The organism is Amycolatopsis sp. NPDC000009 (assembly GCF_055563465.1).
The window spans coordinates 132509-147944 of sequence record NZ_JBVHDI010000007.1 but is presented as its reverse complement, the minus strand read 5'-3'; the positions used below and the strand labels follow the sequence as shown (position 1 = coordinate 147944).

Genomic DNA, 15436 nt, shown 5'->3' with positions numbered 1-15436 from the left:
TCGGACCAGTCGAGGTTAGCGACCTGCGTAGAAGCAGGGGACTCCGCACCTGGTGAAGTCGGTCACCGTACGCGGTCAGACGGTGTTTCCACGGTGTGAGACCGCACACCGGAGACCCAGTTCGCCGCGTTTTCCAGGCTTTCGAAGGCGTTCTCGAACCCGCTCGGGCCGTTACCGACCGCGAAGACGAGAACGCCGGGGACCGCGCCGGCCAGTCCCTCCGGTTCGCTCAGGCCACACAGGACGCCGAGGATGTCCGGATCCTCCTGCTCGACCGTTCTGACCATTTGGTCGACCGTTTCGAGACGCCCGGCGTAGACCACCTCGACGCCGTCGTCACGCAGCAACCGTCCGAGCGCGATCGCCGCGCCTTCCTCGACGTCGAACTCGGCCAGCACGACCCGGAGAAGACGGCGCGTCATCCGGCCCGCCGCGCGCCCGCGACGGCCATCCCGGCCGTGACGAGGGTGACGACGGCGGCGGCCAGCGCGAGCCAGAACCCGATCCCGGCCGAGGAGCCGTCGTACTCCGAGCCGACGAGCGGGAGTTCCGCCGCACGCAGGCCGAGCACCAGCGCGGTCCCGGCCAAGACGGACGCCGCCGCGGCCGGCCGGGAGCGCGGAACGAGCGCGTACACGCCCAGAACGACCGCGAGCGCGCCGAGCAGGCCCCACGACGCCGCGCCGAAGTCCGACCACAGGCCGGGAGCGGTGTAGCCGGGCGCGGTGAACACCGGCGTGCCGAACGCGGCGATCGCCAGCACCGCCGCCGCGACGAGTGGCGTGAGCACGTTCCCGCTCGCCCGCGTTCCGTCCAGGCCGGTGTCGTTTTCGTCGTCGGAGACGTCGCGCTCCACGACGCCGGTGATCACCGCGGCGAGCGCGGCGACGGCCGCCAGCACGAGCGCGATGAACGTCCACGTGACCCCGGGGCCCGCCGAAAAGCCGACCTTGTCCGGCAACGGCACCGGCAGGTCGACCCCGAACAGCGTCGGGTCCACCGCCTTGTCCTCGGTCACGGACAAGGCCGCGCTCAGCACTGCCGCGCCCGCGAGGACCACACCCGCCCACGTGGCCGCGACGACTCCCCTGGCGAACGCCGAGAGCCGCGGCACGAAGACGAACAGCGCGGGCACGGCGAGCACGACCGCGGCGCCGAGCAGCAGCCAGCGCGCCGGTGTCTCGGGTACCGGCGTCGGCCCGTTGGCCTTCAGCACCGGGGCCAGCGCACCCGCCGCCGCGGCCGCGGCGGCGAGCAGAGCCAGGCCGCCGGTGGCCAGCCGCCACCAGAACAGCCCCGGCAGCTTGGCCTCGCCCGCCAGGTCGCCGGTGACGGCATCGCCCGCATCCGCGACGTCGAACCGGGTGAAGGCCAGCCCCACCAGAGCCAGGCCCGCGACGGTCACGACCACCGGCCCCGGCGCGACCGAAAGCCGGTCCACGACCAGCCCCGCGATCACGGGCGGGACACCGACCGCGAGCGCGGCCAGCCCGGCTCCGGCGAACCCGCCCTTGCCGACCTCGGCCGAGGGCGAACTCACCGCAACGAGCGCGGTCAGCGGCAGCAAGGCCGCGAGCAACAGGTACCCGGCCATCGCGACGGTCGGGCCCTCGAAGGCGTTCTTGGCCAGGAGGTACGCGTTGCCCGAACCGAACGGCGCGAGGAGCAGGCCGACCCCGCCCACCACTCCGAGCACGGGCCCGAGCAGCCGCCAGCGGCGCCGTCCGTCGAGTTCGCCCGCCAATTCCGCCTCGTCGCGGGCGGCTCCGGCGGCGAACGCGCCTGCCGCGAGCGTGAGCAGGTGGCCCGCCACCAGCGGCCACAGCCCCGGCCCCGCCGGAGGCAGCGCGAGCAGCCTGTCGGCGAGGAACAGTTCCGGGCGCGCGGCGAGGGAGCCGTCGGCGAGCAGCTGCAGATCCAGCAGCAGCCGTCCGGGCGCGAGCGCGGTGAGCCCGAGCACCAGCCCCGCCGTGAGCCCCGAGCGTCCGGTGACCACCGCGTAGAGCACGGCCGCCGCGGGCGCCAAGGCCAGCACGACCAGCAGAGGAGCGGCGGTGAAACCAGGCGAACCGCCCTGGATGACGGGCAGCAGCGCGCCGGCCGCCAGCGCGACCGCTCCGGCCGACACCAGTCCCGCCGACAGCAGGAGCGCTCGTGGGCGGGAGCCCGGTTCGCTCCGGAGAAGTTCGGCGGACGCGGTACCGGGGACGGCTTGCCCGGCGGAGTCACCAGGGTGCCGTGAGCGCGAAGTCATCGACGGCGACGCTAGCAAGCCGGGGTCGGCGCGGCCCGGCAGCAGGGGCGGGCCAGCGCTCAACCAGGCCGTTCAAGAGGGCCGGACGAGGCCTAGTCCGGGTAAACCTCCTTCAACACCGTCGAGCAACCGCTTATTTCCCTCATTTGCCCCCTTCCCGGCCCTCCGGTACCCCCGAACGGCCCCCTGAACCTGTAACGCAAGTCACACGGTTGCGAGTAAACCTGGTTTAACTTTGGGTAATCCTCACTGGACAACGGCCAGATCGCCGTCGCCCGATCGGCCGAGAGCGCCGCCAGATCTTGCTGATCGGGGTGCCGCTTCGTTACTGTCCCGGGGTCCCCATTACAGTCAGATCACGAATGAGAGCACCGAACGAACCACCCCCGAGGTTCTTCACCGGGATCCCCCGCCCGGGCTCTTGATCCGACTCCCCGAACACGGAAGGCCCCGTCTTGGCTTCACACCGCTCCCCCGGCGGCCAAGCTCCTTCCCCGGCGCTCGAGAACGCACTGGATGGTGCGGTCGTCCGCGTCCGGGGCTCGCACCGCCTGTCGCCCCCGTCCTCGGCCCTTCGCGGTCGTGTCGTGGTCGCAGCCGTCGCTGCCGGCGCCTTCGCGGCCGCCGCTGCCGGGCAGACCCTGAAGTCCGTTTCGGAATCCTCCGACGCCGCCGTCACGCCGCTGGCCAGCACCCAGGACGCGAGCGCCTCGTTCGCCCTCGGTGGCGGAGCCGGTGGTGGCGCACCCGAACTGCTGCCGACGAGCCAGTCGACGAACGCCTCCGCCGAAGCCCAGAAGCTTTCGGAGAACAACAGCATCACCCAGGCCCGGGTCAAGCGTGAGGCCGAAGCGGCCCGCAAGGCCGAAGAAGAGGCCAAGCGTCCCAAGACCTGCATGCCTGCCAAGGGCACCTTCACCTCGGGCTTCGGCGCCCGGTGGGGCACGAGCCACCTCGGCATCGACATCGCGGCCCCGATCGGCACGCCGATCGTCGCGGCCTCCGACGGCACGGTCATCGAAGCCGGCCCGGCCAGTGGTTTCGGCCTCTGGGTCAAGGTCCAGCTCGCCGACGGCACCATCCACGTCTACGGCCACATGAACTCGTTCTCCGTCCGCGAAGGCCAGAAGGTCAAGTGCGGCGAGGAGATCGCCGAGGTCGGCAACCGTGGTCAGAGCACCGGCCCGCACCTGCACTTCGAGGTGTGGCAGAACGGCACGAAGAAGATCGACCCGCGCCCGTGGCTCGCCGCCCGTGGCGTGAGCGTCGGCTGATCGAGCCCCGGCTTTCCTTTCACCACAGCACCTTTTCACCACACCGGTGATTCCGCCCGTGGCAAGGGCGCGCCGGGCGACGACGCTCTGGCGCGCCTCCAGGACCTTCGCTTCCCCTTTCGAGGACGACGGCTTCGACGGCAAAGGGTTCTTCGAGGGCAAGGGTTTCGAGGACAAGGGTTCCGAGAGCAGCCGCTTCGAGAGCATCTGCTTCCAGAGCATCGGGAAGCGTCGTAGGCCATCCGGCTCGGAGCATGCGTGGCCTTCCGGGGCCTCAAACCCCTCACGACGCGCCGGAAGGCAGCTTCTGGACGAAGTACCCCACGGCGATCTGCCAGACCGTGCAGAGACCGGCCGGGCGCCGTCCGGCGAAAAGTCCCCGAGGAAGAGTTCGGCACCCGGCTGGCCGCGGCCCGAACAGCCATCGCCGCGCGTGCCCGCATACGACGCACCGTCCGGCCCCGTCCGGTTCGTGCGTCCGCAGTAACGCGCGCCAGGCCGCGACCAGCCTGAGCACTTCCGGCGGTTCCGGACCCCGATCCGTCCCCGCCCCTTCTTCAACACCCCGCAAGTACTCGAGTACCCCATTCGAGAGAACCCCAAACAAGACCCCGTCCACACCGTGTGCCCCCTCCTCCTGATCGGGGGCACACCGGCTCGTCCAGCCTACCCCAGCTCATCGAACTCGTGTTCGATGACACAGGTATACGGGAGGGGTCCGACAGTTTTCGCGCGCGGCGAAGAAACCGCAGGTCAGAGCTAGAGTTTGACCATCGGGACGCTGCCGATGAGCATCAGCCGGACCTTGCCGGCGGCGCCGAAGTCGATCGTCGCCGTGGCCCGCGGCCCCGCGCCGTCACAGGCGACGACGGTGCCGAGCCCGTACTTGTCGTGACTGACCCTGTCGCCGACGTCCAGTTTGAGCGCGACGGTGTCCTTCCAGCCCTTGCCGAACGGGCTCGTGCTCGCCTGCCTCGATGACGACGAGCCACCGCCGCGGCTCCCCCACGTCGTCGCGGCACGCGGCGACCCACCCGACGAACCGAAACCGCTGGAGGACGAGGAAGGCGCGAGCCTGCGCCAATCGACCAGGTCGGCGGGAAGTTCGTCGAGGAACCGCGAAGCCGGGTTCATCTGCGGCTGGCCCCAGGCGGAACGCACCATCGAACGGGAGACGTACAGCCTCTTCCTCGCCCGCGTGATCGCGACGTAGGCGAGCCGTCGCTCTTCGGCCAGCTCGGTCGGGTCACCGAGCGCGCGCATATGCGGGAAGATCCCGTCTTCCCAGCCCGTTCCGAAGACGACCGGGTATTCGAGGCCCTTCGCGGTGTGCACGGTCATCAGCGTGACCACACCCGCGTCGTGCCCCTCGCCGTCTTCGCCGCCGTCGGGCGACGGGACCGAATCCGCGTCCGCCACCAGGGAAACCCGCTCCAGGAACGCGGGCAGCGAGCCCGGCTCCGGCACCCCCGGCTCGGCCTCCGGCAGTTCACCCTCCGGACCGGCGACCTCGGTGGTGAATTCGGTGAACTCCCGCGCGACGGTGACGAGTTCCGTCAGGTTCTCCACCCGCGACGCGTCCTGCGGGTCTTCGGATTCCTCGAGTTCCGTGCGGTAGCCCGTGCGCTCCAGGACCGCTTCGAGGATGTCGGCGACCTCCGCACCGCTCTCGACGACCTCGCCGAGCTCGTCCATCAACTCGACGAAACCGGTGATCGCCTTGGCGGAGCGCGGGTTCAGCAGCGGTACCTCGCCGTTGACGGCACCGCGCAACGCCTGCGCGAACGAGATGCGCTCACGCTCGGCGTACGTCGCGATGACCGCTTCGGCGCGGTCGCCGATGCCTCGTTTGGGGACGTTGAGGATGCGGCGCAGGCTGACCGTGTCCTCCGGGTTCGCCAGCACCCTCAGGTACGCGAGCATGTCGCGGACCTCGCGCCGTTCGTAGAACCGCACCCCGCCGACGACCTTGTACGGCAGGCCGAGCCGGATGAAGATCTCTTCGAAGACACGGGACTGGTTGTTGGTGCGGTAGAAGACCGCGACGTCGGAGTAGTCCGCTTCGCCCTTGTCCGCCAGCGCGTCGATCTCGCCCGCGACGAACGCCGCTTCGTCGTGCTCGTTGTCCGCGACGTAGCCGACGATCTTCTCGCCGTCACCGGAATCGGTCCACAGCCGCTTCGCGCGCCTGTTGGGGTTTCGCGCGATGACCGCGTTCGCCGCGTTCAGGATCGTCTGGGTCGAGCGGTAGTTCTGTTCCAGCAGCACGGTCCGCGCGTTCGGGAAGTCGCGTTCGAATTCCTCGATGTTGCGGATCGTGGCGCCGCGGAAGGCGTAGATCGACTGGTCCGCGTCACCCACGACGCAGAGTTCGGCGGGCTCGATCCCGGCCTCGTTCGCCTCGGTGCCGACCAGTTCGCGGACCAGCGTGTACTGCGCGTGGTTCGTGTCCTGGTACTCGTCGACCAGCACGTGCCGGAACCGCCGCCGGTAGTACTCGGCGACGTCCGGGTACCGCTGCAGGAGTTCGACCGTCCGCATGATGAGGTCGTCGAAGTCGAACGCGTTGGCCTGGTTCAGCCGCCGCTGGTACTCGACGTAGACCTCGGCGACGCGGCGTTCCAGGTCGTTGCCCGCGTCGGCGACCGCCGTCTCCGGATCGATCAGCTCGTTCTTGAGGTTCGAGATGTGCACGGCCAGCGTGCGAGCCGCGTACTTCTTCGGGTCGATGTCGAGATCCCGGGCGACGAGGGTGATGAGCCGCTTCGTGTCGTCCGAGTCGTAGATGGAGAAACTCGACGACATCTCCAGTGTTTTGGCCTCACGGCGCAGGATCCGCACGCACATGGAGTGGAACGTCGACACCCACATGGCGTTCGCGCGGCGGCCGACGAGGTCGCTCACCCGCTCCCGCATCTCCGCGGCCGCCTTGTTGGTGAACGTGATCGCCATGATCTGGCCGGGGTGCACGTCCCGTTCGGCCAGCAGGTACGCGATCCGCCGGGTCAGCACCCGGGTCTTGCCGGAACCCGCGCCCGCGACGACCAGCAGCGGCGAGCCCGCATGGGTCACGGCCTCGCGCTGCGCCGGGTTCAGGTCGTCGAGCAGGTCCGAGTGCCGGGACTTGGCCGGACCGTCCGCTGGGAGATCGAAGAGGGTGTTCATCGCCGGTCCACGCTACAGCGCCGGGCGTAGGCGATGTTGCCGCCTGCCGTCCGACGCGCGAGCGGTGTTCGCGGCGGAGGATCGGTCGCCATGGACACCAACGGAATTCCCTCCCGGCTCAGGGCCGCCGACGTCGACCGCGAGCGGGTCGCCACCCGCATCCAGGCCGCCGGCGGTGAAGGCCGTCTCACTCTTCAAGAGGTGGAAGACCGGCTGAGCGCTGTGTATTCCGCCAAATACACCGACGATCTCGTCGCTCTCACGTCGGATCTGCCGAAACCCGCCCCGAAGCGGCGCCTGGTCGCCTTCGGGCATCCGGCGGTGCGGATCCACCTCGTGGTCGCCGTGGTGCTTTCGGTGCTGCTGATCGTCCGCTGGACGGCTTCGGGCGTGCCGTTCTTCTGGCCCGCGATGCCGATGTTCTGGCTGGCGATGAGTGTCCTCGTGCACGCCCGCGTCCGCGGAGCACGCCGCCGCTTCGGGCCGGAGGACCGTATCGCTGTGGCATAATGATCGGCATGCGGCACCACGCGACGCGATTTTTTTACGGGACCCGGACTCCGGCTCCCGTGATCGCATAGTGCCGCCAATGCCATCACCCGAAGCCCCGGAGTCCACGGACCCCGGGGCTTTACGCTGTTCCGGGGGCCAGCAGGGAATCCGGACCGAAGAGAGGTCCCGATGAACACCACACAGAAGCCGGACGCCGAAGAACCCACCGCCACCGCCGAAGAGATCGGTGAGCTCCGCAAGGAGATCGACTTCCTCGACGGCGAGATCCTGCGGCTGGTCAAACGCCGCGTCGAAGTCTCCAAGACGATCGGTGCGGCCAGGATGGCCGCGGGCGGCACCAGGATCGTCTACAACCGCGAGATGGACGTGCTGGCGCGTTACCGCGAGCTCGGGCCGGAGGGACGGCAGCTGGCGATGGCGCTGCTCAACCTCGGCCGGGGCAGGCTGGGGCGGTAGGTGGTAGCAAAGGTCCCTTGCTCCCCCACGACGCACCCGGATCGCGTTTACCGGGCTAAACGCGATCCGGCCACGTCACGATCCTGTGCCGTGAGGCGGAACTCAGGGTGTTCCCCGAGCCACGACGGCGCGGGACAGGGCAAACTGGACACATGATTAACCTCATCGCCGTGATCATCGCGATCGCCGGTGTCCTGGCGGCATTGGGCCATCTCGGTTATCTCGCCATGCTGAACAACGCGGCGGGTAAGCGCGCGGGCGGGACCCCCATCGCCCAGTACGTCAAGACGCGCTGGCCGATCGCAGCGGGTACCACCGCCGCCTCGCTTTTCGCCTGGCTGCTCACGAGTGGGGGAACGACGCTCGACATCATCGCCATTCTGCTTGCAGCGGGTAGCGGGATCACCGCCACGAAAGCCCTGCAATCGACCCAGCAGAAGTACCGCAGCGGCAACTGAACGGCTTCACCAGCACCGATAGCACTCCGTAACGTCACCAAGGCCCGTTCGGCCGCGCCCGACCGAGTGAAACATCTGCAACTTGCAGAGTGGGTGAAGACTTGCGGGTGTCGAACTTTTAATGTGGTCCTCGTGTGGACCCTTGCGTCTGGGTCGGGCGATGCCCGGATGGCGCGCGGGGGCGATGGCCCCGCGCGCCCCCAGTCGTATGCGCGTGCATTTGCTCACGAGAGTGCTTGGGAGTCTGCAAGCGAGGGATCCCGTGAACCCGCTGCTCCGTTCGGCTTAACCGATGTCACATCGCCGTCAGGGCCGGCCCGTGAGGGGGTCGCTCGGACATGAACGGCTGGGCGGAACATCAGGGACGCGACGGCACCACACAGACGGGTCGCCACCGGGCGGGCGGCGCCGAGAGCTGGACTCCGCCCGTGCCGCCGAGGCGGCAACGGCCAACCGGGCACGGGCATCACGCGCACCGCGAGTTCGCCCCGCCTTCCACCGGCTCCCTTCCCCTGCCGCCACCGCGGGACAGGAGGGCGCCGAGCCCCGGCTACGCCCCATCGAGCGGCCGCCTGCCGCTTCCCCAGCCCGCCCGCGAGGTCCCAGCCCGCGTCGAGGTCTCCTTCACCGAACCGGTCCCTTCTCCCGCCGAGAAACGGACCGCGAAGGTCGCGCAGCGCACGAAGGTGACGCTGACCGCCCCCGCTCCCCGCCGTCCCGAGCCGGTGGAGGTCGACGACACCGACGACGTCCGCGTCTACCTCGCCCCGGAGGTCGACGGTCTGAGCACCTTCGACCTCGGTTCGGTGCCCGCGTCGGTGACCCCGCCCAAGACCTGGCGCAAGGCCGCGTGGTTCGCGGCGGCGGCTTCGGCGCTGGTCGTGATCGGCCTGCTCTTCGCCGGCTCGTACCTGGTCGGCAAACCCCTCCCGGAGCAGCAGAGCCAGGGCGGCTGGCCCGGATACCGCGGTGGCAGCCCGCTGACCCAGGACGGTGTCGCCGGCCATCCGGCCACGCCGCCGCAGGGTGGCGCGGCGGGCAACCCGTCCGAATCCGAGACCGAGTCCGCCACCAGGGACGACCGCAGCTCCGCCAACTCGGGCACCCCCACGGACGACGAAACCGGCTCGTCGCGGCCCGGCTCCAGCGGACCGGTGACCTCCGGGCGGCCCGTGCCGCCGTCGAGCGACCGGCCGCAGAAGCCGCCGATCGTCCCGGCCAACCGGACCACCACACCGGCCCCCTGGTACGCGTCGCAGCCGGACGCGGAGGCCATGGGCGACAACACCGAGATCTTCCTCAACTCCGTCACCACCGACCCCCAAGAGGCGTCCTCGGTGACTTCCGGCAGCCTGGGCGAAGAAGGCGCTGAAGGCCTCCGTGAGCGCTACGCCGACGTCGCCTACTTCGAGGTCAAGAAGGTCAGCATCGACCAGCGCCGCGGCGTCACGGTCAACACCGTCGAGGTCACGCACAAAGACGGAACGAAGACCATGGAACAGCGCACGTTCACCTTCGGCGACGACGACAAGATCGTCGACGACGGCATGTAGGCGACCACGCACGTGCAAGTGTCCTGTTCCTCTGCACGTGCGGTGCGTTGAGCGGTCGTCCCCTGGTCCGGGTGGGTGACCTAAGCTGCCGTTCGTCGTATCGCGACGGCATTCCGGCGATGGAGTCTGGCCGTGGACCGTCCGCACAGGGTTACCTGACGACTGCAGGGTCCGCACCGTTCAGAAGACGGCCGCGCGGACCAAAGGCGTCGGCCGAACGGCCCAGCGCCTGCCCCGGACCAGAGCGAGGAATTTCGTGCTTGATCGACAGCGCATACGGCGTGAGGACGCCGTACGTGTCGAGGACGTCATCCCGGAAGAGATCCTGAACGACACCCGCGTCGACCGCGAGTATCTCGAGCAGGTCTTCCGCGAGCCGCAGAAGTTCGTTCCCGCGCGCACCCGCGAAGAGCGGTCGCCGCGGCCCGAACCCGAGGTCGACGAGCCGGAAAGCCGCGCCGTCCGCCGGGCCAAGCTGGCCGGCCTGGTCGCCGCCGGGCTCCTGGTCGCGGGCGCCGTCGTCACCGCGGGCGTGCTCGCGGGCACGCAGCCGCAGGGCACCGTGCCGGGTGCCGCCGCACCCGAGGCCATGAGTGGAGCCGCCGCGCTCGGCGGGCTCGCCGTCCCGGACTCCACCGAGCCGCAGCGGAAGCAGGAGACGCCGACGCCGTCGGGCACCAGCACGACACCTCACCCGTCTTCGGGCACCGGTCCGGGTTCGCTCCCGCCGCAGGGCTCGTCGTCCAGCAGCACCAGCTCGCAGCCGGCCGTCAAACCCGCCGCGGTGAGCACGGTCGAGGACAAGATCGACGCGGTCCGGAAGTTCTACCAGACCGTCGACGCCGATCCCTACGGCGCGATGTCGCTGATCACGCCGGTGCTGGCCGAGTCCGAGGCGGGCAAGCTGATCGAGGCGTGGAGCGCCATGGACGCCATCCAGATCCAGGACCTCCGCGAACAGGCCGACGGCACCATCCTCGCCGTCGTGACCATGCGCAACCCGGACGGCGGCCTGCTGCGGGTCACGCAGGTGCTCGAATTCGCCGACGAGACCTCCGGCCTGATCACCGACGCGCGGCTGCTGTCCGCGCAGCACATGTGACGGACACCGCGCGTGCAACAGCCCTCCACCCAGGGCGATCAGAGTGTGCCGCGTGTGTGTGCGCAGAGTGAGCGCCTAGCCTTGTCACGAGTCGGTCTCGGAAAAGCCGGCACAAAGACCACTACATGTGCATACGCTCCAACGCTGTGGCGTGCTGAAGGCCGCACCGCGCACGCGGACGATTCCGCGTCGTGAAGACGGAGCCCAAAGGGAGGTCGCGTGAGCGACGAGGGTCGCCTGGTCGCCGGTCGATATCGCATCGCCGGGCGGATCGGCACGGGCGCGATGGGGGCCGTGTGGCAAGCGCACGACGAGGTACTCGGCCGCACGGTGGCGATCAAGCAGTTGCTTCTGCAACCCGGGCTTGAGGCTCACGACGCCGAAGACGCCCGTCAGCGCACGATGCGCGAGGGGCGTATCGCCGCCAGACTGCACCATCCGAACGCCATCTCGGTGTTCGACGTCGTCACCGACGACAACGGCCAGCCGTGCCTGATCATGGAGTACCTGAACTCCACCAGCCTCGCCCAGGTGCTGCAGGAGGAGCGGACGCTGCCGCCGACGGAGGTCGCGCGGATCGGCGCGCAGGTCGCGGCGGCGCTGACCGAGGCCCACGCGGTCGGCATCGTGCACCGGGACATCAAGCCGGGCAACATCCTGCTGGCGCCCAACGGCACCGTGAAGATCACCGACTTCGGCATCTCGCGGGCCAAGGACGACGTCACGGTCACGAAGACCGGGATGATCGCCGGGACCCCCGCCTATCTGGCGCCCGAGGTGGCCATCGGCGGTGACCCGGGCCCGGAGTCCGACGTCTTCTCGCTCGGCTCGACGCTCTACGCCGCCTGCGAAGGCCAGCCGCCGTTCGGCCTCAGCGAGAACACGCTGAGCCTGCTGCACGCGGTCGCGGCCGGGCAGATCATCCCGCCGCGCCAGTCCGGCCCGCTCGCCAGCGTGCTGGCCGTGCTGCTGCACCCGGAGGTCCGGCACCGCCCCACCGCCGAAGAGTGCGAAGAGCTCCTCGCCGCCGTCGCCCGGGGTGAAACGCCGCTGGGCGGCCCCGCGGACGACACCGTGCTCGCCGCCCCGATCGCGGGCGCGCTCGCCGGCGGTGGCGTGACCCAGGCGCTCGACAGCGAGGCCGCCGGTCACTCGGGCTCGCTCCTCGACGAGCAGGACGCGGCGGGCTCGTACTACGACGACGAGGACGACTACCAGCAGCCCGCGTCGGGCTACCCGGAAGACGACTACGACGGGTACGACAACTACGACGAGACGGCGTTGCTGGCCGAACGCGGCCATCCCGGCGCCGGCCCCGCGCCCACGCGTGCCGTCCCGATCCCCGCGGGCGACTACGACGACGATCCCTACGACGACGATTACGACAACCCGCCCCCGCCGCCCGCCCGCGCGCAGACCAGCCCGGTGGACGAGGACGACGACGAGAAGCCGGGCGCGTGGAAGAAGCCCGCGATCATCGGCGGTGTCGTGGTCGTGGCGCTGGCCGCGCTGGGTTTCTGGCTGCTGAGCCCGAACAACCCGGAGACGCCCGCGCAGGTGGGGAACTCGTCGACGAAGCCGTCTCCGTCAGCGACGTCTTCGGCGCCCGAGACGACGGAAACGCCGACGGAGACGGAATCCTCGGAGCCGCCCAAGGAGACGACTTCGTCGAAGAAGACGTCGACCAAGGCGAGCCAGACGGACGAGCCGGACCCGCCGACGCCGACGAAGACGCCCTCCAAGACTCCGACGAAGACGTCGACCCCGACGAGTTCCAGCAAGTCTGTAGAGCCGTCCGACCCACCAGTGAGTTCAACCCCGGCCGGCGCGTGATCCGAGGATTGCATTGAGTTCTGAAGGTTCCATCGTCGGCGGCCGGTACCGCCTGGACCAGCCCATCGGGCGCGGCCGGGCGGGCATCGTGTGGCTGGCGTTCGACACCCGCCTGCTGCGCACGGTCGCGATGAAGCGCATGTATCTGCCCGTCGGCCTGCCGCCGGACCGGGCGGAGCAGGCCAAGGCCGTCGTCGTCCAGGAAGGCAAGGACGCGGCCAAGTTCGAGCACGCCACCGCGATCAAGGTGTACGACGTGCTGCCCGACGGGCCGGACGTGTGGCTGGTGATGGAGTACATCCCGTCCCGCGGGATGGCGACCTTCCTCGCCGAGCACGGCAGGCTGACCGCGGAGCAGGCCGCCGGGCTGGGCATCGTGCTCGGCCGCGCGCTGGCCGCGATGCACGAGGCCGGGGTGGTGCACCGGACCGTCGAGCCGGGCACCGTTCTGCTGGCCGACGACGGCGGCGTGAAGCTCACCGACATCGGCATCACCGGTGGCGGTGCGAGCCCGGCGTACCGGGCGCCCGAGGTGGCGCGCGGCGAACCGGCGACTTCGGCGTCCGACGTGTTCTCGCTGGGCGCGACGCTGTACACGGCCGTCGAGGGGGTGCCGCCGTTCGGTGAAGACGGCGAGTCCTCGGAACGGCCGCCGCAGACCGCCGGGCCGCTGGCGGGCGCGCTGCGCAAGATGCTGCGGGCGGAGCCGGACGCGCGGCCGACGATGGCCGACACGGTGCGCTCGCTGAACGCGATCACGGAGGGGCGGCAGACCGCGTTCATCCCGCCGACCGCGCCGGCCATGCCGACGGTTCCGGCCTCGATGCCGATGCCCATCCAGCAGGCACCGCATCAGCCGATGCAGCAGCAGGCGCCGCAGTTCCCCCAGCACCAGCCGCAGCAGTACCAGCCGCCGCAGCCGCTGTACGCGCCGCCGGCGCAGCAGTACGCGCCCGCCGCGCCGGTGGCGGCGAAGTCGCCGGACACCCGGAAATGGCTGATCGTCGCGGGTGCCGTCGTGGCGGCGATCCTCGTCGGCGTCCTGTTCGCGGAACTGTTCCTTGTCTAGAGGAGTTCGAGGACCAGCGTCGCCAGCTCGACCGGACGGCTGAGGTACGGGCTGTGGCTCGCCCGCCAGGTCACCGTCGTGTCGCAACGCGCGGCGAAGTGGACGACCATCTCCGGAACGAGCGTCCGGTCTTCGGTGCAGGTGATGTAGGTGGTCGGGGTGTCCTTCCACGCCGCGCCTTCCGGTGACTCGTCGAAGATCGTGACGGGCTCGGGACGCAGCAGGGCCGTGGCGCGCTCGACGACGGCGTCCGTGCAGTCTGCGTACATGGCCTCGCGGACGGCGGCGAGGTCGAGATGGGTCCAGCCTTCATCATCGAAGATCAAGGGCAGCTGCTGGGGTTCGCGGCCGGTTTCCTCCTTGGTCCGCTCGATCCAGTACTGGGCGGTTTCCCCCGGCTCGCTGACGATCGCGGCCAGGTAGATCAGGTGCGCCGCACCCTGGAGGCCGCTGGCGGTCAGCCCGCCGAAGGAGTGCCCGAGCACCACCGGCGGCTCGGCCGCCCGGTCGACGAGTTCCTGGACGGCCCGGGTGGTTTCGGCGATCGGACGCGCGCCGAGGTCGGGGACGGTGACCTCGGCGCCCTCCCGGCGGAGGCGTTCGACGACGTCGTCGAAATGGGCGGGCTGGTGCCAAGAGCCGTGCAGGACGATGAGGGGACGCACCGGGGTCCTTTCGCTGGCGGGTTCCCTGCCAGGTTGTCGACCGCCGGCGCGGCTGATCAAGCTCAGCCGGTTTTCGTGCCCACTCGGCCATTCCCGCTTACCTGTCCGGCCCCTTCGCGGATCGCGCCGAGGAAACGGCGCACCGCGGGGTGTTCCCTGGCGTGCGCTGCCACGGCGGCGTGGATGGACCGCACCGGATCCGGCCGCCGGACCTTGCGGATGGCGACGCCGGGATGCGGGGCGCCGAGACCGAGCTCCGGGATCAGCGCGACCCCGAGCCCGGCGGCCACGAACCCTTGCGCCGTCTGGTAATCCTCGGATTCGACGACGTGGTTCGGGGCGAATCCGGCCGCGCCGCAGGCGTCGAGCAGGATGTCGCGGCAGGCGCCGGGGAGACCGTCGACGCCGACCCACGGATCCTCCGCGAGTTCGCCGAGATCGAGGACGCGTTTGCGGGCGAGCCGGTGGTTCTTCGGCAGGATCGCGCGGTACGGATCGTCGAGGAGGTGGACGTACTCGACCCCCTTGATCCGGGGATGGCTGCTGGGGAGCACGATCATCGCGACGTCGGCCTTGCCCGACTCGATCTCGGGCAGCGAATCGTCGGGCTCGACCAGTTTCAGGTCGAGGCGGACGCCGGGGAAGTCCCGGCGCAGCGCGGCGACGGCCAAGGGAACCAGCGAGGCGCCTGCCGTGGCGAAGTAGCGGATCGCGAGCCTGCCGGTGCGGCCTTCCTTGAGTTCGGTGAGCGCCGCCTCGGCCTTCGCGAGCTGGGTGCTCAGCGTTTCCGCGTGTTCGGACAGCAGCGAACCGGCGGGTGTCGGCCGCACGCCGCGGCCGACGCGTTCGAGCAGTTCGACGCCCGCTTCCCTTTCCAGGGTGGACAATTGCTGGCTGATCGCGGAAGGTGTGTAGCCGAGATTCCGGGCGGCGGCGGTGATCGAACCACTGCTGATCACGGCTCGGAGGACCTGCATGCGGCGGACGTCCAGCATGCCCCGATCTTACAGTTTTTCTTAAGGCTTCCTGCAGTTATTTTCGCTTGTCCTTACGCGTCGGCGCGGCGAAGCTGGGCCAGGCACTTAAGGAGGACT

At 70.0% G+C, this 15436-nt stretch carries 13 protein-coding genes; 8 read left to right on the top strand and 5 right to left on the bottom strand.

What is annotated here, in order from left to right:
- Positions 1–62 precede the first annotated feature (62 nt).
- Both ACZ3HL_RS20925 and ACZ3HL_RS20920 read right to left on the bottom strand, forming a co-directional pair.
- Positions 63–422 carry a hypothetical protein gene (locus ACZ3HL_RS20925; RefSeq protein WP_465532917.1) on the bottom strand — a complete coding sequence of 120 codons (360 nt, stop codon included), beginning with the start codon at positions 420–422 and terminating at the stop codon, positions 63–65.
- Positions 419–2254 carry a hypothetical protein gene (locus ACZ3HL_RS20920; RefSeq protein ID WP_465532915.1) on the bottom strand — a complete coding sequence of 612 codons (1836 nt, stop codon included), beginning with the start codon at positions 2252–2254 and terminating at the stop codon, positions 419–421. The genes ACZ3HL_RS20925 and ACZ3HL_RS20920 overlap by 4 nt, the downstream gene beginning before the upstream one ends.
- A gap of 587 nt (positions 2255–2841) precedes the next feature.
- Between ACZ3HL_RS20920 and ACZ3HL_RS20915 the strand changes: the two genes are divergently transcribed.
- Complete coding sequence (locus tag ACZ3HL_RS20915) at positions 2842–3528, top strand: M23 family metallopeptidase (protein ID WP_126736643.1); 687 nt, start codon at positions 2842–2844, stop codon at positions 3526–3528.
- Positions 3529–4287: 759 nt separating this feature from the next.
- Here the strand turns inward: ACZ3HL_RS20915 and pcrA are convergent.
- The gene (pcrA, locus tag ACZ3HL_RS20910; RefSeq protein ID WP_465415191.1) at positions 4288–6693 is read right to left on the bottom strand and encodes a DNA helicase PcrA; all 2406 of its coding nucleotides are present in this window, start codon (positions 6691–6693) and stop codon (positions 4288–4290) included.
- Positions 6694–6783: 90 nt separating this feature from the next.
- Between pcrA and ACZ3HL_RS20905 the strand changes: the two genes are divergently transcribed.
- The 7 genes from ACZ3HL_RS20905 to ACZ3HL_RS20875 all read left to right on the top strand — a co-directional run bounded on the left by ACZ3HL_RS20905 (position 6784) and on the right by ACZ3HL_RS20875 (position 13677).
- A complete protein-coding gene (locus ACZ3HL_RS20905; RefSeq protein ID WP_465532913.1) occupies positions 6784–7203 on the top strand; it encodes a DUF1707 SHOCT-like domain-containing protein in 420 nt (139 codons plus the stop codon).
- A 171-nt stretch (positions 7204–7374) separates the two neighbouring features.
- Entirely contained in the window at positions 7375–7662 is a 288-nt protein-coding gene (locus ACZ3HL_RS20900; protein ID WP_016331191.1) for a chorismate mutase, read from the top strand.
- Positions 7663–7814: 152 nt separating this feature from the next.
- Complete coding sequence (locus ACZ3HL_RS20895) at positions 7815–8120, top strand: hypothetical protein (protein ID WP_126736640.1); 306 nt, start codon at positions 7815–7817, stop codon at positions 8118–8120.
- A 338-nt stretch (positions 8121–8458) separates the two neighbouring features.
- Entirely contained in the window at positions 8459–9673 is a 1215-nt protein-coding gene (locus ACZ3HL_RS20890; protein ID WP_465532911.1) for a hypothetical protein, read from the top strand.
- Between the two features lie 256 nt (positions 9674–9929).
- Positions 9930–10775, top strand: a complete 846-nt coding sequence (locus tag ACZ3HL_RS20885; protein ID WP_465415198.1) for a hypothetical protein — start codon at positions 9930–9932, stop codon at positions 10773–10775.
- Between the two features lie 219 nt (positions 10776–10994).
- Positions 10995–12608 (top strand): serine/threonine-protein kinase, encoded by a 1614-nt coding sequence (locus ACZ3HL_RS20880; protein WP_465415200.1) that lies wholly within the window; start codon positions 10995–10997, stop codon positions 12606–12608.
- 13 nt (positions 12609–12621) lie between these two features.
- Positions 12622–13677: a serine/threonine-protein kinase gene (locus ACZ3HL_RS20875; RefSeq protein ID WP_465532909.1), complete on the top strand. Its 1056-nt coding sequence runs from the start codon at positions 12622–12624 to the stop codon at positions 13675–13677.
- On the opposite strand, the gene ACZ3HL_RS20870 is transcribed toward ACZ3HL_RS20875, so the two are convergent.
- Positions 13674–14342 carry an alpha/beta fold hydrolase gene (locus ACZ3HL_RS20870; RefSeq protein ID WP_465415204.1) on the bottom strand — a complete coding sequence of 223 codons (669 nt, stop codon included), beginning with the start codon at positions 14340–14342 and terminating at the stop codon, positions 13674–13676. The two genes, ACZ3HL_RS20875 and ACZ3HL_RS20870, sit on opposite strands and share 4 nt — an antisense overlap.
- A 62-nt stretch (positions 14343–14404) precedes the next feature.
- On the bottom strand, positions 14405–15337 hold the full coding sequence (locus ACZ3HL_RS20865; RefSeq protein ID WP_465415206.1) for a LysR family transcriptional regulator: 933 nt from the start codon (positions 15335–15337) through the stop codon (positions 14405–14407).
- Positions 15338–15436: the final 99 nt, after the last annotated feature.